The following is a 20714-nucleotide window of genomic DNA, read 5'->3' as shown; positions in this document are numbered from 1 at the left end:
CTGAAAACAATGGTATAATAACTTGTTAGTGTAGAAAAGATTAAAAAAATGGAGAAAAAATGAAGAAAACAATCATTCAAAAGATATTTATCTCAGATGAGACAACTACAAAAAGTAATTTTTTGTGGAATACGATTGGAACGGGAATGTTGGCCGCAGCTACTATGCTTTTTACTGTGATTGTGGCACATCTGTCAGGAGAGAAAGCAGGAGGGCTGTTTTCTTTTGCACTTACAATCGGACAATGGATTGGAACAATTGCATATTTTGAACTCAGAACATTTCAGGTAACCGATGTTGCAAGAAGGCACTCGTACGCTGAATATTTTTATGCAAAAGTTTTCTGTTGTATACTGGCGGTGCTGGCAGGAGGCGGTTATATAATGCTCCGTGGAGGAACAGTGGAGAAGGCTTTCTTTATCTTTCTGCTTTGCATTTATAAAATTTTGGATGGATATTCAGATCTGTACGAAGGAGAACTTCAGAGATATGGTCGGATTGACGTTGCAGGGAAATTGTTGTTCTGGAGAGTTGCCGGAGGAATTTTGATTCTGACTGCAGGGATTTTACTTACACAAAATCTGACCGTGGCGGTTATTGCCATGATTGTATATTCTTTATTGATGATTTTTGTTGTAAATGAAAAAGCACTTAGAGTTTTTGAAAAAGGGAAGCTGACATTTAGGAAAAAAGAAGTAGGGACTGTCTTGATAGAATGTCTTCCTCTATTTCTCAGCAGTTTTTTGAACACTTATGTATACAGTGCTTCGAGAATGTCCGTGGATAAAGTGCTGGATGCAAGGTATCAGTTGTATTATGCGGCAATTTTTATGCCGGTAATGATCATTAATCTATTTAGCACATTTGTTTTTAAACCGTTGCTTTCCGTTATGGCAGAAGACTATGAACAGAAGAGGAAAAGACAGTTTTTTCTCATGATTGTTAAAGTGTGTGCAATTATTGTTGCAGTTACGGTAGTCTGTGAGATAGGTGCTTATTTGCTAGGAATTCCGGTATTGTCTATTTTATATGGCATCAATTTGGGAGCATATAAAATAGATCTGCTGATTCTGCTTCTTGCAGGTGGGATTAATGCATTGGCATTTTTTATGTATTATATTTTGACTATTATGAGAAAACAAAACTATGCGTTGATTGGTTATGGAATGGAAGCGGTGACAGCATTTGTCATTTCGGATTGGTTAGTCAGAAAGTATGCAATCAGAGGAGCAAGTGTGAGTTATCTGATAGCGGTAACCGTTTTATTGACAATCTTTGTGCTATTTATGATCTATAATATATGGAGAGGGAAAAAGGAAAATGGAAAATAAACATACATTTGCTATTTGTGCATATAAAGAAAGTAGTTTTTTGGAAGAATGTATCAAGTCTTTAAAGAACCAGTCGATTGAGAGTGAAATATTTATTATAACATCAACTCCTAACAGTTATATTGACAGAACAGCGGAGAAATATGGAATTCCTGTATATGTGAATACCGGAGAAGCTGGAATTGTTCAGGACTGGAATTTTGCTTATAAAAAGGCGCAGACAGAATTTGTGACAATTACTCATCAGGACGATGTGTATTTTGAAAAATATGCGGAGCATGTAGTGAGAGAATTTGAAAAATCTTCAAAGCCATTGATTTTCTTTACAGACTATGCAGAAATGCGTAATGGAGAAAAAGTGACGGATAACAGACTGCTCCGAATAAAACGCCTCTTGCTTCTGCCCTTAAAAGTGAAAGTGTTTAGAAAAAGTAGATTTGTGAGAAGAAGAATCTTGTCGTTAGGTTCTCCAATCTGCTGTCCATCGGTTGCTTTTGCGAAGAAAAATCTGCCGGAAACAGTATTCAAGCCGGGATTTGCTTCGGATGAAGACTGGGAGGCATGGGAATACATATCTAGATTCAAAGGTGAATTTATATATGACAAAGAAATATTGGTAGGACATAGAATTCATGAAGAATCCGAAACATCAAAAATCTTAGGGAACAATGCGAGAAATAAAGAAGACTATACGATGTTCTGCAAATTTTGGCCAAAGCCGATTGCCAAAATACTGGCAAGGTGGTATGCGGAAAGTGAAAAGTCAAATGAGTTGTCGTAATGTGGATGGGAATGAAATATGGAAAAAAAATTAAATAAGGCAGAAGGTTATAGAAAGCTTTTAAAGATTGTTGTTACACTTTTGGTGCTCATTGGTCTATTAGGAATGATGTATTCTGATGAAGTAAAACCGATTGCAGAACAGAGAATGCAATATGTAAAAAGTGAAGTAAAGGGAAAACTATTAGAACTAAAAAGTGGGGAAATACTTTCTCAAAAGGTTGAGATGCAGAGTGATTCTTTTGAAACGATTGAAATCATGTATCAAAATTTTCAGGGACAGGAAACAGATGTACTCACATTAGGAATAGAAGATGCTGAAGGAAAAATTATTGGGCAGTGGGAAATGCAGCTGACAAACGAGGTGATTGATCATCAAACAGAAGGAATTAAAGTACTGCAATTCAATGCCGATGAAACCATTCATATAAAAGACAGGGAAGTATATACACTAAATTTAGAATTGTCGGGTTTTCCGGAAGATCGACTTTATTTTTATGGAACAGAGTCCCTTCATGATAAAGCAAATATAAATGGAAGTGAGAATGAACAGGCTTTGGCTGTAAATGTTTTGGGAGGAAAAGCAGGAGGAGTTCGATATTTCTTTTTTGGAATAGCAGTACTGACTGTATTTGGAATGGGAATTATCTTGGTGCTGTTACTTAGACGAGAGTCGGTAGAAAAAATCTTTGTGGGGAGCGCACTTGTATTTGGAGTGATATATATGTTAGTTATTCCACCTTATGCGGTCCCAGATGAACAGGCTCATTTTGTGACAGCGTACAATAATAGTAGTGAAATATTAGGAAAAGAAACTGTAAAAGAGGGCAATCAGGCAGTGTTGCAGGAACGGGAAATACTTAGTGATCCATCAGGACATTATCCGACAAAAGAGAGATATATTGAATCAATGAATGGACTGCTGGGAAAGACATATAATCACAGTGGGGAACCAGTGCTAGGTGGAAAAGTGTTGGATATGCCTAAAATTTCATACGCACCCCAAACTTTGGGAATTACAGTAGCAAGGCTTTTACATTTCAATGGAATTCAGCTATTCTATATGGGAAGAATGTTTGCATTGATCACATATGTGGTGATAACGTACTGGGCAATCAAAATCATGCCGTTTGCAAAGATGGTATTATTTGTCACTGCATTATTGCCAATGTCCATGCAACAGGCGATGTCATACAGTTATGATATGTTAGTAAATGCAATTGCCTTTTTTATGATTGCATACTTCTTCCATTTGATTTATAAAAAAGAGAGAGTGGAGAATAAAGATATTTTAATCATTTCTGTATGTACTGCAATCATAGCTCCGATTAAAGTGGTTTATATTGTTATTATAGGACTGGGAATTTTGATTCCATATCAAAAATTTGGAACGAAAGTGAAAAAGTGGACATGTGCTTTTATATTAGGATTGGCAGGAGTGATTCCAACTGTCATCACTCGGATTGTAAGTATGGCAGATATGATTGGCGGAAGTCAGGGAAATTCGGAATTACTTGGATATGAAGTATATGGAGGAGTATATTTTTTAAAACATCTAGGAGAACTTCCGAAAATTTTTATAGAAACAGCAGGAGAAATGACAAGTTATTATGTGAATACAATGATAGGGAAACAACTAGGGTGGCTTGAAATAGAGATCCCTTATCTTGTTATAGCAGGATTTTTAGTGTTACTTTTGATTTCAGCAGCAAGAAAACGTGGAGAGAAGGAAATGATTAACATGGGAAGCAAAGTCTGGATAGGGATTTTGTCAGGCTTATGCTGCATTCTCATTTGTTTTGTGTTGTTGATTAGTTGGACAGAAGTAGGAGAGCAAGTGATTGCCGGGGTGCAGGGAAGATATTTCCTTCCAGTTGTGCCTATGATTATACTTTTATTCAGAACAAAATATATAGTGGTAGACGAGAAATTTGACCGTGTAATTATGATGTCAACGGCTATTCTGGAGATTGCTACGGTTTTATCGGTTCTTCACATAGTACTTCCAAGATAAAAAGGAGAAGGTATGAAAAAACTAATAATTATACCTGCTTATAATGAGCAGGAAAGTATAAAAAAAACAGTAGAAGATATTATGGAAAAGGCACCGCACTTTGATTATATTGTAATAAATGATTGTTCTACGGATAAGACAAAAGAAATCTGTGAAACAGAGGAGTTTAATGTTATTCATTTGCCTGTGAACTTAGGAATTGGGGGTGCGGTTCAGACAGGATATTTATATGCGGCAAGAAATGGATATGATATTGCTGTTCAGGTGGATGGAGATGGACAGCATGATCCCCAGTTTCTGAGTAAGATGGCAGATTATATGGAAGCAGAACATGCAGATATGGTGATTGGTTCTCGATTTATAGATAAAGAAGGATTTCAGTCATCAGGAGCCAGGCGCGTTGGAATTAAATATTTTACAATGCTGATTAAATTGCTTACGGGTACAAAAATAACTGATCCAACTTCTGGATTAAGAATGGTAAATAGGGAGATTATAGAATTCTTTGCGGAGGAATATCCAAAAGATTATCCGGAACCGGAGAGTGTTGTAGCTATTCTGAGGAGAAAGAAAAAAGTGCTGGAAATACCTGTGATCATGAGGGAAAGAAGTGGAGGAGTATCTTCTATTTCGATGAAAAAATCAGTATATTACATGATAAAAGTGTCACTGGCAATTTTGATTGAAAGAATTCGCAAATAGGAGGATAGGAAGATGGACATCAAAATACAGCTGATTGTAGCCGTTATCATTGTTATTGCAATGGGAATTGTGGTAATGATGATTAAAAATAAGCAATTAGAGTTACGGTATGCCTTGTCGTGGTTTGCACTTGGCGTAGGGATTCTTATATTGGACTGCTTCCCGGATCTGATCACAGAATTGGCTAATATGATGGGAATTGGAACACCAATTAATATGTTATTTTTCTTTGGATTTTGTTTCTCTTTAATGGTGATATTTGTATTGACCGTTGTGGTGTCAAAACTCACAGTGAAAGTAAAAAGACTGACACAGGAAATTGCAATGTTTGAAGAAGAAATGAAGAAAAAATTGCAGGCAAAAGAAGACTGTAAATAGGGGAAAGCGCGTTTTTACTTGAATCTGCAAAAAGTTGATGGTATAATCGGTAATAAATAGAGTAAGATGGAGGATAACTATGAGAACATATTTAGTAACAGGTGGAGCAGGATTCATTGGTTCAAATTACATTCATTACATGTTTAAGAAGTATGACAATGAAATTCGGATCATTAATGTTGACAAGCTTACTTATGCAGGAAATCTTGAAAATTTGAAAGATGTAGAAGATAGAGAGAATTATACATTTGTAAAAGCAGATATTTGCGATGCAGAGGCAATCAATAAGATTTTTGAGGAGAATGATATTGACCGCGTTGTACATTTTGCGGCAGAGAGTCATGTTGACAGAAGTATTAAGAATCCGGATGTGTTTGTAAAAACAAATGTACTTGGAACATTAGTGATGCTCAATGCGGCAAAGGCTGCATGGGAGTTAGAAGATGGAACATTCAAAGAAGATAAAAAGTTCCTTCATGTATCTACAGATGAGGTATATGGATCACTAGAAGAAGAAGGAGAATATTTCTACGAGACAACTCCTTATGATCCACACAGCCCATATTCAGCAAGTAAAGCATCTTCTGATATGCTTGTGAAATCTTATATGGATACTTATAAATTCCCTGCAAATATTACGAATTGTAGCAATAACTATGGACCTTATCAGTTTCCAGAAAAGTTGATTCCACTTATCATCAATAATGCCCTTCAAGGGAAAACACTTCCTGTATATGGAGATGGAAAAAATGTCAGAGACTGGTTATATGTAGAGGATCATGCGAAGGGAATCGATATGGTTCAGGAAAAAGGAAGATTATTCGAGACATATAATATCGGTGGACACAATGAGAAGCAGAATATCGAGATTATTCATATTATTCTTGATACACTTCAGGAGATGCTTCCGGAAGGCGATCCGAGAAAAGAACTTGTCAGTGAAAATTTGATCACATATGTGACAGATAGAAAAGGTCATGATAGAAGATATGCGATTGCTCCGGATAAAATTAAGAAGGAAGTAGGCTGGGTTCCGGATACTATGTTTGCAGAGGGAATCAAACTTACGATCAAGTGGTTCTTTGAAAATGAGGACTGGATGAAAAATGTCACAAGCGGTGACTATCAGAAATATTATGAAGAAATGTATAAATAAGAATTAAAAGACCGTACTTTTGTATGCAGATGATAGTATACAAAAGTACGGTTTTTAAGTAAATTAAAAATTTTTCCTGAGTTTATTTAATGCGTGACGAAGAGGAGCAGTAATTTTCCATGAAGTAGAATTAGTAATGGTATTGAGTGATGAGGATAAATAAGTCACCTGCTCCTGAAGTTTTTTCAAATGACTCTCGCATTGCTGAAGCTCTTCTGTCAATGTTTGGATTTTATCTGTGTGATGTTTCGCATTTAATAAAGCGGTTTGAACAAATGAGTCACAGAAAATGTGTTGGTTACTGAGTGCATAGTAGGAAATTGGAGTAAAGTGATAGGAAGCTTCAAGAACTTCAGCAGTTTTTGGACAGGCTAACAGTTCTCCGAGCTTCATGATTCCAAGAATTGGATTTTGTTTTCCACCATATTTGCAATCGCAAAGTAAAAATGCCTGTTCGCAGAGAAGCTCTTCCGGAGTAGCTGCGTGAGGATTACGAAAATAAGAGTGAAAAGTGCGTACAAATAATTCGGTATCCATATTTTCAAAAAAGTGGTTGCGGATCAGTAAATATTCATTTAAGTATCTGGTTGTATCAGATTCTGTGGTGGAACTTGTATTTAAAGTGGAGGAGAATAAAAATCGTCGCATGATAGTCAGATTTTCCTCTATAACAAAAATAGGATATTTTTTGGCAATGCGGATCCAGTAATCAAAGTCGTGAGCTTGTCGGTAAGCGGGATTGAAGTCTCCGATTTCTTTTTGGATTTCGGTTTTCATAAGCACGGAAGGATGAGAAAGGCAGTTTCCGTGAATGAAGAAAAATTCCAGCCAGTGTTCTTGACAGGATGGATGGCTACCGTTGAATAAGTTGTAAAGCTCCCGTTCAGAATCGTTGATACTATTTCCATGTTCGTCAATTAAATCCGTCCATGAAAAGCAAATATTACAATCTGGCGTTTTTTGCATGAAGTCTAGCTGCTTTTGCAGTTTGTTGGGATACCAAAGATCGTCGCTGTCGATTCTCGCAAGATATTCACCAGTCACTTTTTGGAAACCAAAGTTGGTAGCGTGACAAATATGTTGATTTTTTTCTAAAAAATAATATTCGATGCGGGGATCTCTACTGGCGTAATCTTTTATGATTGTCTGGGAACAATCAGTAGAACCATCATCAACTATAATAAATTGGATGTTTTGATAAGTCTGCGATAAGACACTTTCAATTGTTAGTGAGAGATGGGCTGCATGATTGTAGTTTATCATTAAAACACTTATTTTTGGATAAAACATAGAGAACCTCCTAATTTCATATTGATGTCAGCGTATCACGGTCTGACAAATTTGTAAAGAGAGCATAGGCGGGGAAGAAGAGGATTCTTGAAAGAATTTGAGAATCTTAAAGAAATGTGAAAAATATCTCAGAGATTGAAAAAGACAGAAGGAAGTGCTATAATACAACGTGACTTAATGTGCAGTTGCCAAAAACTACAGCATGTCGGAAACCGAAAAGTTAGAAATGTGTATATAAAAAGTAGGAGGTACTTAAAATGAAAGGTATTATTTTAGCAGGTGGTTCAGGGACAAGATTATATCCACTGACAAAAGCAGTGTCAAAGCAGATCATGCCGGTCTATGATAAGCCGATGATCTATTATCCGTTATCCATTTTGATGCTGGCTGGAATTCGGGAGATTCTTGTAATTTCTACACCGAGAGATCTTCCGGTATTTGAGGAGTTACTTGGAACAGGAGAGGATTTAGGATTGAAGATGTCCTATGCGGTTCAGGAAAGTCCTAGAGGATTGGCAGATGCATTTATCATTGGAGAGGAATTTATTGGAAATGATAGTGTAGCTCTGATTTTAGGAGATAATATTTTCTATGGACAGAGTTTTTCGAAAATTTTACGAGAGGTGGCTTCACGGGAGTCCGGAGCAACAATTTTTGGATATTATGTAAGAGATCCGAGAGAGTATGGTGTAGTAGAATTTGATGAAAATGGAAAAGCGCTTTCGATTGAAGAAAAACCGGAACATCCAAAATCAAATTATGCAGTACCAGGATTATATTTCTATGACAATGATGTTGTGGAAATTGCGAAGAATGTAAAGCCGTCTGCGCGTGGGGAAATTGAGATTACAAGTGTCAACAATGCATATCTTCAGAGAGGAGATTTGCGTGTAGAAACTTTGGGACGCGGTTTTGCGTGGTTGGATACTGGAAATCATGATGCACTTTTAGATGCGGCAGATTTTGTAGCAGCATTCCAAAAACGTCAGGGATTGTATATTTCGTGTATCGAAGAGATAGCATATAAGAGAGGATTCATTGACAAAGAGCAGTTGATCAAACTTGCACAGCCGTTATTGAAGACTGCATATGGAAAGTATCTGATGGAAGTGGCAGAAGGATTATAAGATTCGTCTGTAAATAAAAAGAAAGAAGGAAATTTCAATGGGAAAAATTACAGTAGAAACATGTGAAATTGAAGGACTGAAAGTGATTACTCCGACAGTATTTGGAGATGAACGTGGATATTTTATGGAAACATATAATTACAATGATTATAAAGAAGCGGGAATCGATATGGAGTTTGTTCAGGACAATCAGTCAAGCTCTAAGAAGGGAGTATTAAGAGGATTACATTTTCAGATTAATTTTCCGCAAGATAAGCTTGTGCGCGTAGTGAGCGGAGAAGTGTTTGATGTCGCGGTTGACTTAAGAGAAGGATCCAAGACATACGGACAGTGGTATGGTGTGTTACTTTCTGCTGAAAATAAGAAGCAGTTTTTCATTCCGAAAGATTTTGCACATGGATTTTTAGTTCTTTCTGATACAGCAGAGTTTGCATACAAATGTACTGATTTTTATCATCCAAATGATGAGGGCGGACTTGCATGGAATGACCCGGATATCGGGATTCAGTGGCCGATTTCGGAAGGAATGGAACTGACCATTTCTGAAAAGGATCAAAAATGGACAGGGATCAAGACACTAAAGAAAGACAAGTAATTGGAGGATAAACTGTGTCAGTATATATACAGAATTTTTTGAAATTCCGACCACTTTTGATGGAGTTGGTCACAAGAGATATTAAGACAAAGTACAGACGTTCTATTTTAGGTGTATTGTGGACACTTTTGAACCCGTTACTCATGATGCTTGTATTGTCGGTCGTATTTTCGCATATTTTCAAATTTCAGGTGGAAAATTATCCGCTATACATTTTAAGCGGACAAGTTGTGTTTAACTTTTTTTCAGAGTCAACATCAAGTGCGATGTCATCGATCATCAATAATGCACCGTTGATCAAAAAGGTGTATATTCCGAAATACTTATTTACACTTTCCAGAGTTGCATCGAGTGTTGTCAATGTGATGGCTTCTTTCTGTGCGCTTATTGTTGTAATGGTATTTTCTGGTATTGAATTAAACTTTACTGTATTGCTTCTTGTTGTTCCAATGGGGATACTGATTATTTTTTCAACGGGGATTGGTCTGCTTTTGGCAACAGTAGCCGTAAAATTCAGAGATATCATCCATTTATATGGGGTATTGATTACTGCATTAACTTATTTGACACCGGTTATTTATCCGATTTCTATCTTGCCGGCAAAAATACGTTTCTTCGTAGAATTAAATCCGCTGACAGGAATTTTAAATATGTTTAGAAATCTAATGTTCTATAACACGCTTCCGACAGTGGGACAGCTTTTGACAAGTGTTACCATTGCAATCGGCACATTCCTACTTGGATTGTTCGTATTTTACAAGAATCAGGATAAATTTATTCTTAATATTTAGGAGAGAAAATATGTCGGAAATTATGGTAGAAGTTTCAAATGTTTCTGTAAAATTTCATCTATCACGGGAACGGATTGACAGTATCAAAGAGTATATTATTAAAAAAATTAAAAACCAGATTGAGTATGATGAGTTTATGGCGCTTCAGGATGTCAGCCTTACTGTGGAAAAAGGAGAGTCTGTTGCGCTGATCGGTTTAAATGGCTGTGGGAAAAGTACACTTTTAAAAACAGTTGCCGGTGTTTTAAAGCCGTTTAAGGGAAGTGTGAGAGTTTATGGAACGGTAGCGCCGCTGATAGAATTGGGGGCAGGATTTGACCATGATCTTACAGCAAGAGAAAATGTGTTTTTAAATGGAGCAATCCTTGGATACGATCGTAAGTCTATGGAAAAACACTATGAGGATATTGTGGAATTTTCAGAACTGAGAGATTTTATGGATGTGCCGATCAAAAACTTTTCCTCAGGAATGTTGGCAAGACTGGCATTTGCGATTGCAACGATTGGTACACCGGATATTTTGATTGTAGATGAAGTGCTCTCTGTTGGAGATTTTCGGTTCCAACAAAAGTGTGAGAAGCGCATCCAACAAATGATGAAGAAGGATACATCGATTTTATTTGTTTCTCACAGTATTGATCAGGTGAAGAAACTGTGTACAAAAACAGTGTGGATTGAAAAAGGAAAGGTCAAAATGATCGGACCGACAGAGGAAGTCTGTGCTCTTTATGAACAGGCATACTAAAAGAAGAACAGAAGTGAGGTTTATTATGAAAAAAATAGTAAAAACAATCATCATGATACTTCTGATGGTAGCTGTCGGTGCAGTTCATGCATATGGGCAGTGGAAGCAGCCGGTATATGATACAACGGTAGATGCAGCCGAATATCAGAATGTAGGTGAGATTAGCGGGACAGCAAAGATTGAGCAGGAATTTACGGCAGAGTATGACGGAATGAATGGGCTGTTTGTTCGCACATCTACATGGGGACGAGTGAATGATAGCAAGATGACGTATGAGCTTGTCAATATAAAAGATGATTCGGTAATCGCAGAAGGAGTACTGAAAGTTTCTGAAGTGACAGACAATGATTACAAAGAGATTACTTTTCCTGAGGTGAAAGAAAGTAAGGGAGAAGAGTATCGCTTTACAATTGCAGCAGATGGAATCAACAACGGAGAAGGAATCAGTATTTTTACGACGAAGAAGGCAGAGAGTGCAGAAGTGCTGAAAGTAAGTGGAAAGGAACAGGATCAGGCACTTGTAATGAAAGTGCAGGCGAAAGAATTTAATTGGGAAGATTTTATTGTTCTGATCGGATTACAACTCTATGTCGTTGGCTTCGTGAAGTTGTTGTACAGATTTTTGAAATAGAAGGCAGATTGGAGGAAACATGCAGTATAAAAGTTGTATTGACGTAATAAAATACCGGATAAAACCTGAAGAAGCTTATATAAGGATTAATGGGTGGGCATTTGAAAAAAATGGACAGCCATTAGAAATAATTACTGAGATCAATGGGAAGGTAGTTCCAAACAGATTAAAGAAAATCAAGCGTCCGGATGTGGCAGAAAAGTTTAAAAAGATGAAAGTAGATAAGATGTGTGGATTTCATATAAAAGTTTATGTGGATCCTCAAAAGGACGTCGAAGATTTTCGATTTTATCTCCAGTCTGGGAAAGAAAAAAAACTTATCAAAAAGCTTGATAAGAAGGAAATAGAAGCGATTATTGATCGTAGCACGATTTCACACAATGTAGAGCAATATTACATTGATCGTGAAAAAATTGTGGTATCTGGATGGGCATTTTCCAATGCAAAAGCAGGAAAAATGAAAATTCAGGTGTTTGATAATGCTGAGACTGAAAAGAAAGTAGTACTTCAGATCTTAAATCGTACTGATTTGATAGAAGCAGGATTTGTTTCAAAAGAAAATTGTAGATGTGGATTTCATTTAGAATTTCCATATGAGAGAGAAAAAAGATACAAGTTGCGTTTGTCAGATGGAATAAATGCAATTAATATCTATTTAGAACCGCAGAAACTGTTAAAAAAGCAGAGAATCAAATCGACAGTTGGTTTTATTAAACAGGGAATTAAAAAAACAAATCCAAGAACCGTAAAGAAAGTGGTCAAATATATTCGTGTCAATGGTGTCAGAGGATTAAAAGCTTATATTATACAGGGAGTCAACCGAACAGAAAAGCCGTATGCGGAGTGGTTTACAGAAAATCTGCCATCCAGAGAAGAATTGGATCAGCAGAGAAAAACTGTTTTTGATAAACAGCCTAAAATCAGCATTATTGTACCGACTTACCGGACACCGGAAGTGTTTTTAAGAGAGATGATTGATTCTGTTGTGAATCAGACTTATGGAAACTGGGAACTTTGCATTGCAGATGGCAGTGAAGGGGATTCGGTTGTGGAAGCAATTCTGGAGGACTATACAAAGAAGGATTCAAGAATTAAGTATCGTTTATTAGAGAAGAATCTGGGAATTGCAGATAATACAAATGCTGCATTAGAATTGGCAACGGGAGATTATATTGGATTGTTTGATCATGATGACATTTTGGCAGAAAATGCATTATATGAGATTGTCAATGCCCTGCAGGAAGATGATTATGATATTTTGTATACTGATGAGGATAAGATCAGTGGAGATGGGAAAGAACACAATGATCCGAATTTTAAACCGGATTTCAGCATGGATCTTTTCCGGTCCCACAACTATATCACACACTTTTTTGTAGTAAAGCATTCCATCATGAACAAAATCGAGGGATTCCGGTCAGAATATGATGGATCGCAGGATTATGATCTGATGTTTAGATGTATTGAAAATTCAGAAAAAATCAAACATATTCCTATGATTCTTTACCATTGGAGAATTCATCAAAATTCAGTAGCAGGTGATCCGGCAAGTAAAATGTATGCATATGATGCAGGAAAACGCGCAATCGAGGCTCACTTAAAGCGGATGAATATTGCGGCAAGTGTAGAGCACCAAGGGCTGTGGGGAATGTATCATGTGAAATATGAGACACCAGGAAACCCACTGATTTCTATTGTGATTCCAAACAAAGATCACACTAAGGATCTTGATGTCTGTATTCGATCTATTCAGGAGAAGAGCAGTTATCGAAATTTTGAGATGATTGTGGTAGAAAATAATAGTACAGAGAAAGAAACTTTTTCTTATTACGAAAAGATTCAGGAAGAATTTGAAAATGTAAAAGTAGTTACATGGGAAGGCAGCTTCAATTATTCTGCGATCAATAACTTCGGGGTGAAGTATACAAACGGTGAATATTTGTTGTTTTTAAACAATGATACGGAAATGATTTCAGAGCATGCATTAGAGGAAATGCTGGGATGTTGTATGCGAGAAGAAGTGGGAGCTGTTGGTGCTAAACTTTTATATGAAGATGATACGGTGCAACATGCAGGTGTTGTTGTAGGTTTTGGAGGATATGCAGGTCATGTCAATACAGGAATTGGCAGGGATGACTATGGCTACATGGTAAGAGCGATGATCAATTGTAATTACAGTGCTGTGACAGCGGCATGTATGTTGACCAAAAAAGAGTTGTTCTTACAAGTAGGCGGCTTTGATGAACAGTTTGTAGTTGCATGTAATGATGTGGATTATTGCCTTCAGCTCCGCTCGTTGGATAAGCTGATCGTCTATAATGCGTTTGCAGAATGGTATCATTACGAATCGAAGTCAAGAGGATATGAAGATACACCTGAAAAGCTGGCACGGTTTGAAAATGAAGTGAAAAAATTCCAAAAGAAATGGCCGGAGATATTGGAAAAAGGGGATCCATTCTATAATCCTAATTTCCCTGTCACACAGGCACCATTTACTTTGGGGTAAAACAGATTAAAAATGGAGGGCGCAGATGAAAGTATTAGTAACAGGGACAAAAGGACAGCTTGGATATGATGTGGTAAATGAGCTGGAGAAGAGAGGACATACAGCAGTTGCAGTTGATATTGAAGAGATGGATATTACAGATGCTGTTTCAGTTGAGAGGGTTATTACGGAAGCAGAGGTAGAGGCAGTGATTCACTGTGCGGCTTACACAGCAGTTGATGCTGCGGAAGATAATGTGGAAATCTGTCGGAGAGTCAATGCAGAAGGAACCGAGAATATTGCAAAGGTATGTAAAAAACTAGATCTAAAAATGATCTACATCAGTACCGATTATGTATTCGATGGAGAGGGTGAAAGACCATGGGAACCGGATGATGAGAGACATCCTCTAAATGTATATGGACAGACGAAATACGAAGGAGAACTTGCGGTAGAAAAGTATCTGGAGAAATATTTTATTGTTCGTATTGCATGGGTATTCGGTGTGAATGGAAAGAACTTTATCAAGACAATGCTGAAGCTTTCAGAAACTCATGAAGAATTGAATGTTGTGGACGATCAAGTAGGATCCCCGACGTATACTTATGATCTTGCGGTATTGCTTGTGGATATGGTAGAGAGCGATAAATATGGAAGATACCATGCGACAAATGAAGGACTCTGTACCTGGTATGAATTTGCAAAAGAGATTTTCAGACAGGCAGGTGTAGAGGTGAAAGTAAATCCGGTTACAAGCGATATGTTCCCTGCAAAAGCAAAGAGACCTAAGAATAGCAGAATGAGCAAGGAGAAGCTCGATGCAAATGGATTCCACCGACTTCCAACATGGCAGGATGCGTTGGAAAGATATCTTAGCGAGATTCGCTAGAATGAAGGAAGGTATTTTCATGAAAAGCAGATGGAAACAGATGTGCATTTTTCTCGTATTGATCCTGAGTATGATTGGATGTGGACAGAAAGAAACGGAGCCGAAGGAAGAACAGACTCAGACAGAAGATACAAAAGAGGAAGGAAGCACGCAGGAAACACAACAGAAGGAAGAATCAACTCAGTCTGCAGAGCCAGAGCAGGGAAGCCAGTCACAGAAGGAAATCAAAATCTATTTTGCAAATAAAGATGCGTCTGGTTTTGAAACGGAAGAGGTTGCAATGGAAGACGTATCAGCCGAAAAGATTTGGGAACAACTTGTGGCAAAAGGTGTTGTACCGGCAGATACGCAAGTAATCAGCTGTACAGAAAAGACTATTGATGGGGAAAAGGCATTGCAGTTGGATCTGTCTGAAAAATTTTCCACTTATCTGAATGGGCAGGGTTCCTCTGGAGAGTACTTGACAGTAGGGTGTATCTGTAATACTTTTTTGGATGCTTTTGATGGAGAGTCGATACGGATAACCGTAGACGGGAAAAAACTTGAGACAGGTCATGCGGAATATCCGGGATATTTGTCAAAATATGAATCCGAATAGAAGGTTTTAGAAAAATATGAGTGAAAAAGAGACAAAGACATTTAAAATTAAATGGACAAAAGTCTTGAAGAAAGTATCCCCTTATAACATTAAAAAGGGGATACTTTATTTAAGGCATTATGGTCCGAAAGAATTTTGGGTAAAACTTACAGAGCGATTCCAGGCAGATGATGTAGATTATGAGCAGTGGTATGAGAATCATAAGGCTTTGCCCGAAGAACTGGAAAAGCAAAAAAACGAAAAATGGAAAAGAAAGCCATTGATCAGCATTGTAGTTCCTGTTTATAATACTCCGCAGGTATTTTTGCGGCAAATGATTGAATCAGTTCAAAACCAGTCCTACTCCGAATGGGAACTTTGTATTGGAAATGCAAGCCCGGAAAATAAGGAAATGAAAAAGATTCTGGAGGAATATAAAAACGATGCTCGGATCAAAGAAGTAGAAATTCCGGAGAATAAAGGAATTTCGCAGAATACAAACAGAGCGATGGAGATTGCTTCCGGAGAATGGATCGGTCTTTTGGATCACGATGATCTTCTCGCTCCGAATGCACTGTATGAGATTGCGAAAGCGGTAAATGAGCATCCAGATGCAGAAGTGATCTATACGGATGAAGATAAGGTGACCACTGATTTGAAAGAACATTTTCAGCCGCACTTAAAGCCGGATTTCAATTTAGATCTTCTCCGTTCCAACAACTACATCTGTCACTTCTTCGTAGCCAGCCGTGATCTGATCAAGCGTGTAGGAGGATTCCGCCCGGAATTTAACGGAGCGCAGGACTATGATTTGATTCTTCGCTGTACGGAGCAGGCGAAGCAGATTGTGCATATTCCAAAAATTTTGTATCACTGGCGTGTCCACAAGGCGTCAACTGCAGATAATCCGGCTAGCAAGATGTATGCGTTTGATGCGGGAAAGCGTGCAATTGAGGAACATCTTGTCCGCTGTCGTACAAAGGGAACCGTACAGCATACGAAAGATCTTGGATTTTACCGGGTAAAATATGAAGTCTGCGGGGAACCACTTGTATCGATCATTATTCCAAATAAGGATCAGTCGGAAGCGCTGAAAAAATGTCTGGATTCGATTCGAGAAAAGACAAGCTATCGGAATTATGAGATTATCATTGTAGAAAATAATAGTGAGGAGCCGGAAACATTTGCCTTCTATAAAAAGATTGCAGGGGAGAAGATTAAAATCGTCACCTGGGAAGGGGAATTTAATTATTCCGCGATCAACAACTTCGGTGTTCGTCATGCGAGAGGAGATTATCTTCTGCTTCTCAACAATGATGTGGAGATTATTAACGGGGACTGGCTAACAGAGATGCTTTCCCACTGCCAGAGAAAAGAAGTGGGAATTGTCGGGGCGAAGTTATATTATCCGGATAATACGATCCAGCATGCAGGAATCATCATCGGGATCGGAGGCGTTGCAGGAAGTGTCTTTGTAGGACTTCCAAGAGCGTTTTCAGGATATCTTCACAAGGCATCGATCCAGCTTGATCTCAGCGCGGTCACTGCAGCATGTATGCTTGTAAAACGCTCTGTATTTGAGCAGGTCGGCGGGCTTGAGGAAAAGTTGAAAGTAGCGTTTAATGATGTGGATTTCTGCCTGCGCGTCAGAGAAAAAGGGTATCTTGTTGTCTATGATCCGTATGCAGAGCTGTATCATTACGAATCGAAGACAAGAGGTGCTGAGGATACGAAAGAGAAGATCAGACGGTTTCAGACGGAAATCGAATATATGAGAAGCCATTGGATCGGGCTTCTGAAAAAAGGAGATCCGTATTACAATTGTAATCTGTCACTGACAAAGTGGGATTATTCGTTGAAAAATAATCAGAGGAGCTAAGAGATAGATGTACGATGTGTCAGTCGTTATACCAAACTACAACGGAATAAAGTATCTGGAGCATTGTCTGGAGGCTCTGGAAAAGCAGAGAGAGGTTGCCTTTGAGACGATCATTGTAGACAACTGTTCGCAGGATGGAAGCGCCAGCCTGGCGAAAGAGAAGTTTCCACAGTGCTGCTATCTGTCGCTGGATCAGAATTATGGCTTCTGCCGCGCGGTCAATGAAGGAATCAAAAAGGCAGCGGCTCCGTTTGTAGTGCTTCTCAATAATGATACAGAAGTGGAGCCTGAATTTTTGAAAAATCTGTTGGATTGTATCAGTAAGGATGAGCGGATCTTTTCGGTGGAGGCTCGGATGATGCAGTATCACAGAAGAGAACTGATCGACAGTGCGGGGACATCTTATTCAGCGCTCGGATGGGCATCGGCAAACGGAAAAGATAAGACAAAAGAAAAGTTTCTGACTTCCCGGAAGGTGTTTGCGGCATGCGCGGGAGCGGCAATCTACCGGAAATCGGTCTTTGAGGAGATTGGATATTTTGATGAGGAGCATTTTGCATATCTGGAAGACATTGATATCGGATATCGTGCAAGGATTCACGGATATTACAATGTCTATGAGCCGTCAGCAGTTGTCTACCATGTGGGAAGCGGGACGAGCGGCTCCAGGCACAATGAATTTAAGGTGAAATATTCATCGAGGAATAATGTCTATCTGATTTATAAAAATATGCCGCTCCTTCAGATTTTATTGAATAGTCCATTTTTGTTGATTGGTTTCCTCGCAAAAACGATCTTTTTTACTGTAAAAGGATTTGGGAAAACTTACGTAAAAGGACTTGCAGAAGGAGTACGCCTTTCTCGAAATAATCGGGAGAAAAAGATTGTTTTCCAGAGAAAAAATTTTGGCAGTTACTGGCAGATTCAAAAGGAACTGTGGAAGAATCTGCTTGTATATTTTCAATAGGAATATAAAAAGTAAAGGAATGAAAAGGCTGTTGCAGCAGAATATTTGCAAAATCGATGGGCGCCGGAGGCGTTTCAGGAAGAGGCAAAGAAAAGCTCCAATAGCCTTTTTTTGTTTCGGTTAAAAAATAAAGTGCAACCTTTTCCGCCTGCGGAACGTCTAATAGTTGAAGAGAAAAATCATTTACAAGAAAAACAACGGGAGGAGGGGCAAATGTGATACAGCTTGTCAGAAGAGCAAAGAAAAAAGATGATCAGGCTTTTATAGAGCTGATTGACCGATGCAAAGGGGATCTTTATAAAGTGGCGAGAAGTTATCTGAATAATGAAGAGGACATTGCAGATGCGATTCAGGAGACGGTCATAGATTGTTACGAGAAGATTGGAAGCCTCAGGGAGGCAAAATACTTTAAAACATGGCTGACAAGGATCCTGATCAATAATTGTAATGACATCTTAAGATGTGGAAGGAGGGAGTGTCCTTTGGAGGAAGCAGCACAGATTAGAGGAGAGAGCAGGGAGTTGGAGAGATGTGAGTTTGAGGAAGTTCTGGATGCGTTGGATGAGAAATATCGGATCATTCTTGTGCTGTACTATGGTGAGGGATTTAAAATACGGGAGATTGCACAGATCCTGGAATTGGAAGTGAATACCGTAAAGTCCAGGCTTTCCAGAGGAAGAAAGCAGTTTGAACACATGTATTGTATGGAACCGAGTATGCAGAGGGGGTAAAAAAGATGAATAAAAAATTTGACGAAGAAGTAAAGAAAAAGCTGAGGGAAGATGTGGATGTGCCGGAATGTGTAGATGAGGGGATTAAGAGGGCATATGATATGATCGGGATTTCCGGTGAACGAAAGGTAATCCGGAGAAGAAAGAGAATCTGGCCGGCAGTTGCAGCGGTTGCCGCGTTGACGGCGGGGCTTTCCATCACGGCGGCAGCAGTGAATTATTATCTGAAAGTTCATCTGGAAGAAGAGGGACAGGTTCTGAAATATTATATTGAAGTGGATAAAGAGCAGAAAGAAGCACACCAGATCGAAGTGAATCCGACGTATCTTCCAAAGGGATTTGAAGCAGAACAGGCAGAAGAAGGGGCGCCAAAGAAAACCTACGGGACAGCGGAGGGAGATAGTATTTCCATTATTTCTTATAATGCGGCAGAACTTTATCGAATGTCGCAGCTCGAGGAGAATGTTTTTGCCGAATATCGGAAAGACAGCTATAGTGCAGTTGAGGGAGAACAGAAGTTAGATCTGTTTACGAGAAAAAACGAGAAAGTAGACAGTGACAGGGAGATTACAGATGTATATCTGTTTAGTGAAGAAGAGGGATATGGAGTCTGGATCTGGAGTGAGAGCAGTCTGGAGCAGGAAGAACTGGTGAAAATTGCAAACGGGCTGGAGATTACTGTCTTAGAGGAAACTGTTCCATATCCGTCTGAGGCGGAAATTGCAGAAGAACGGCAAAATGACAAAGATGCAGCCAAAAAAGCCGAAGCAGAGCAGGAGTATCGGAGCAGCAATGGGGTTTCAGAAGAATTGGTTTATCAGGTTGGCGAAGAAGTAAAAGACACAACGAGAGAGATGATGGCAGAGTCATATCCGGATTATCTGAGAGAAGTTTATCTGAGCGAAGAGGAGGATATCAGATTTACTGTTCTTAGTACAGCAGTGTCAGATACACTTCCGACAGATACATTTTCGCAGCAATATTTTACAACAGACATGGAAAACTGGATGAACGAAGACACGTCGTTAAAAGCACACCAGAGATATCGGCTTGGAGAAGAGGAAGGACAGACGACTTTTGATGCACGGGCAGACAAAGAGGCAGAGACAGTGAATTCAAAGTATGTCATCGTGAAGATGAAAGCGAAAAATGTATCTGCGTTTCAGACAGACTTGAATAAGACAGTGGGCGTGTCAATTGCACCGATTCTTACCGTGATGCAGGAAGGAGAAGCGGGAAAGCTTGTGTATCCGCAGGAAACATTCTGGTCGGCAAATGAAGGATATGATCTCCAATGGGGAGCAGAAAGAGGAGGATCATTCCCAATTTATTTTGACAAGCCATATTTTACAGAGGGAATCAAGGGAGTAAAATCAAGGCTGTTTTGTCCGCTTGCTCCGGGGGAGGAAATGGAATATACATTAGTCTATGTGGTAGACGAAGATCAGCTTTCAAATATGTATCTGCATTTTTATCCGCAAAATGAGATAGAGATAAATGGAGAGTATCTGACAACTCCGTATGTGGACATCAGCCAGTAAAGAAAGCAGACAGAAATCTGAATGAAAGATTCAGATGACAAAAAAGAACTTGTGTGGATGGGAGAAAAGAAAGAAAAATCTCCATCGCATAAGTTCTTTTTTGTT

Annotated in this window: 19 protein-coding genes; 18 read left to right on the top strand and 1 reads right to left on the bottom strand. The window is 38.7% G+C overall.

The window, feature by feature from the left end:
- Nucleotides 1-59 precede the first annotated feature (59 nt).
- From EDD74_RS04750 to rfbB, 6 genes are all read left to right on the top strand, one after another.
- Nucleotides 60-1331, top strand: coding sequence for a lipopolysaccharide biosynthesis protein (locus tag EDD74_RS04750; RefSeq protein WP_116441668.1), 1272 nt, complete (start codon nucleotides 60-62; stop codon nucleotides 1329-1331).
- Nucleotides 1321-2112 (top strand): glycosyltransferase family 2 protein, encoded by a 792-nt coding sequence (locus EDD74_RS04745; protein ID WP_116441669.1) that lies wholly within the window; start codon nucleotides 1321-1323, stop codon nucleotides 2110-2112. Before EDD74_RS04750 ends, EDD74_RS04745 begins: the two co-directional genes overlap by 11 nt.
- Before the next feature lie 18 nt (nucleotides 2113-2130).
- On the top strand, nucleotides 2131-4125 hold the full coding sequence (locus tag EDD74_RS04740) for a DUF2142 domain-containing protein (RefSeq protein WP_116441670.1): 1995 nt from the start codon (nucleotides 2131-2133) through the stop codon (nucleotides 4123-4125).
- A gap of 12 nt (nucleotides 4126-4137) precedes the next feature.
- Nucleotides 4138-4827 carry a glycosyltransferase family 2 protein gene (locus EDD74_RS04735; protein WP_008976503.1) on the top strand — a complete coding sequence of 230 codons (690 nt, stop codon included), beginning with the start codon at nucleotides 4138-4140 and terminating at the stop codon, nucleotides 4825-4827.
- Between the two features lie 12 nt (nucleotides 4828-4839).
- Complete coding sequence (locus EDD74_RS04730; RefSeq protein ID WP_008976502.1) at nucleotides 4840-5205, top strand: DUF2304 domain-containing protein; 366 nt, start codon at nucleotides 4840-4842, stop codon at nucleotides 5203-5205.
- Nucleotides 5206-5284: 79 nt separating this feature from the next.
- Nucleotides 5285-6361, top strand: a complete 1077-nt coding sequence (rfbB, locus tag EDD74_RS04725; protein ID WP_116441671.1) for a dTDP-glucose 4,6-dehydratase — start codon at nucleotides 5285-5287, stop codon at nucleotides 6359-6361.
- A 63-nt stretch (nucleotides 6362-6424) separates the two neighbouring features.
- On the opposite strand, the gene EDD74_RS04720 is transcribed toward rfbB, so the two are convergent.
- On the bottom strand, nucleotides 6425-7651 hold the full coding sequence (locus EDD74_RS04720) for a glycosyltransferase family 2 protein (RefSeq protein ID WP_116441672.1): 1227 nt from the start codon (nucleotides 7649-7651) through the stop codon (nucleotides 6425-6427).
- A gap of 257 nt (nucleotides 7652-7908) precedes the next feature.
- Between EDD74_RS04720 and rfbA the strand changes: the two genes are divergently transcribed.
- The 12 genes from rfbA (at nucleotide 7909) to EDD74_RS04660 (ending at nucleotide 20609) form a co-directional block, all read left to right on the top strand.
- The gene (gene rfbA, locus EDD74_RS04715; protein ID WP_008976498.1) at nucleotides 7909-8778 is read left to right on the top strand and encodes a glucose-1-phosphate thymidylyltransferase RfbA; all 870 of its coding nucleotides are present in this window, start codon (nucleotides 7909-7911) and stop codon (nucleotides 8776-8778) included.
- Nucleotides 8779-8815: 37 nt separating this feature from the next.
- Complete coding sequence (rfbC, locus tag EDD74_RS04710; protein ID WP_116441673.1) at nucleotides 8816-9373, top strand: dTDP-4-dehydrorhamnose 3,5-epimerase; 558 nt, start codon at nucleotides 8816-8818, stop codon at nucleotides 9371-9373.
- Nucleotides 9374-9387: 14 nt separating this feature from the next.
- Nucleotides 9388-10164, top strand: a complete 777-nt coding sequence (locus tag EDD74_RS04705; protein ID WP_008976496.1) for an ABC transporter permease — start codon at nucleotides 9388-9390, stop codon at nucleotides 10162-10164.
- A gap of 10 nt (nucleotides 10165-10174) precedes the next feature.
- Nucleotides 10175-10909 (top strand): ABC transporter ATP-binding protein, encoded by a 735-nt coding sequence (locus tag EDD74_RS04700; RefSeq protein ID WP_016439999.1) that lies wholly within the window; start codon nucleotides 10175-10177, stop codon nucleotides 10907-10909.
- Between the two features lie 25 nt (nucleotides 10910-10934).
- On the top strand, nucleotides 10935-11540 hold the full coding sequence (locus EDD74_RS04695) for a hypothetical protein (RefSeq protein ID WP_116442483.1): 606 nt from the start codon (nucleotides 10935-10937) through the stop codon (nucleotides 11538-11540).
- A gap of 19 nt (nucleotides 11541-11559) precedes the next feature.
- Entirely contained in the window at nucleotides 11560-14046 is a 2487-nt protein-coding gene (locus EDD74_RS04690; protein ID WP_116441674.1) for a glycosyltransferase family 2 protein, read from the top strand.
- Nucleotides 14047-14071: 25 nt separating this feature from the next.
- Nucleotides 14072-14914, top strand: coding sequence for a dTDP-4-dehydrorhamnose reductase (gene rfbD / locus EDD74_RS04685; protein WP_116441675.1), 843 nt, complete (start codon nucleotides 14072-14074; stop codon nucleotides 14912-14914).
- A gap of 19 nt (nucleotides 14915-14933) precedes the next feature.
- Nucleotides 14934-15512: a GerMN domain-containing protein gene (locus EDD74_RS04680; protein ID WP_008976490.1), complete on the top strand. Its 579-nt coding sequence runs from the start codon at nucleotides 14934-14936 to the stop codon at nucleotides 15510-15512.
- A gap of 16 nt (nucleotides 15513-15528) precedes the next feature.
- Nucleotides 15529-17370, top strand: coding sequence for a glycosyltransferase family 2 protein (locus tag EDD74_RS04675; protein ID WP_008976489.1), 1842 nt, complete (start codon nucleotides 15529-15531; stop codon nucleotides 17368-17370).
- 7 nt (nucleotides 17371-17377) lie between these two features.
- Nucleotides 17378-18337: a glycosyltransferase family 2 protein gene (locus EDD74_RS04670; protein ID WP_116441676.1), complete on the top strand. Its 960-nt coding sequence runs from the start codon at nucleotides 17378-17380 to the stop codon at nucleotides 18335-18337.
- A gap of 215 nt (nucleotides 18338-18552) precedes the next feature.
- Nucleotides 18553-19068, top strand: a complete 516-nt coding sequence (locus EDD74_RS04665; RefSeq protein ID WP_116441677.1) for a sigma-70 family RNA polymerase sigma factor — start codon at nucleotides 18553-18555, stop codon at nucleotides 19066-19068.
- A gap of 5 nt (nucleotides 19069-19073) precedes the next feature.
- A complete protein-coding gene (locus EDD74_RS04660; RefSeq protein WP_116441678.1) occupies nucleotides 19074-20609 on the top strand; it encodes a DUF4367 domain-containing protein in 1536 nt (511 codons plus the stop codon).
- Nucleotides 20610-20714: the final 105 nt, after the last annotated feature.

This window comes from Faecalimonas umbilicata (assembly GCF_004346095.1).
Classification (GTDB): Bacteria; Bacillota; Clostridia; order Lachnospirales; family Lachnospiraceae; genus Faecalimonas; species Faecalimonas umbilicata.
Note: the sequence above shows the minus strand (reverse complement) of the source record. Positions and strands in the feature narration are given on the sequence as shown.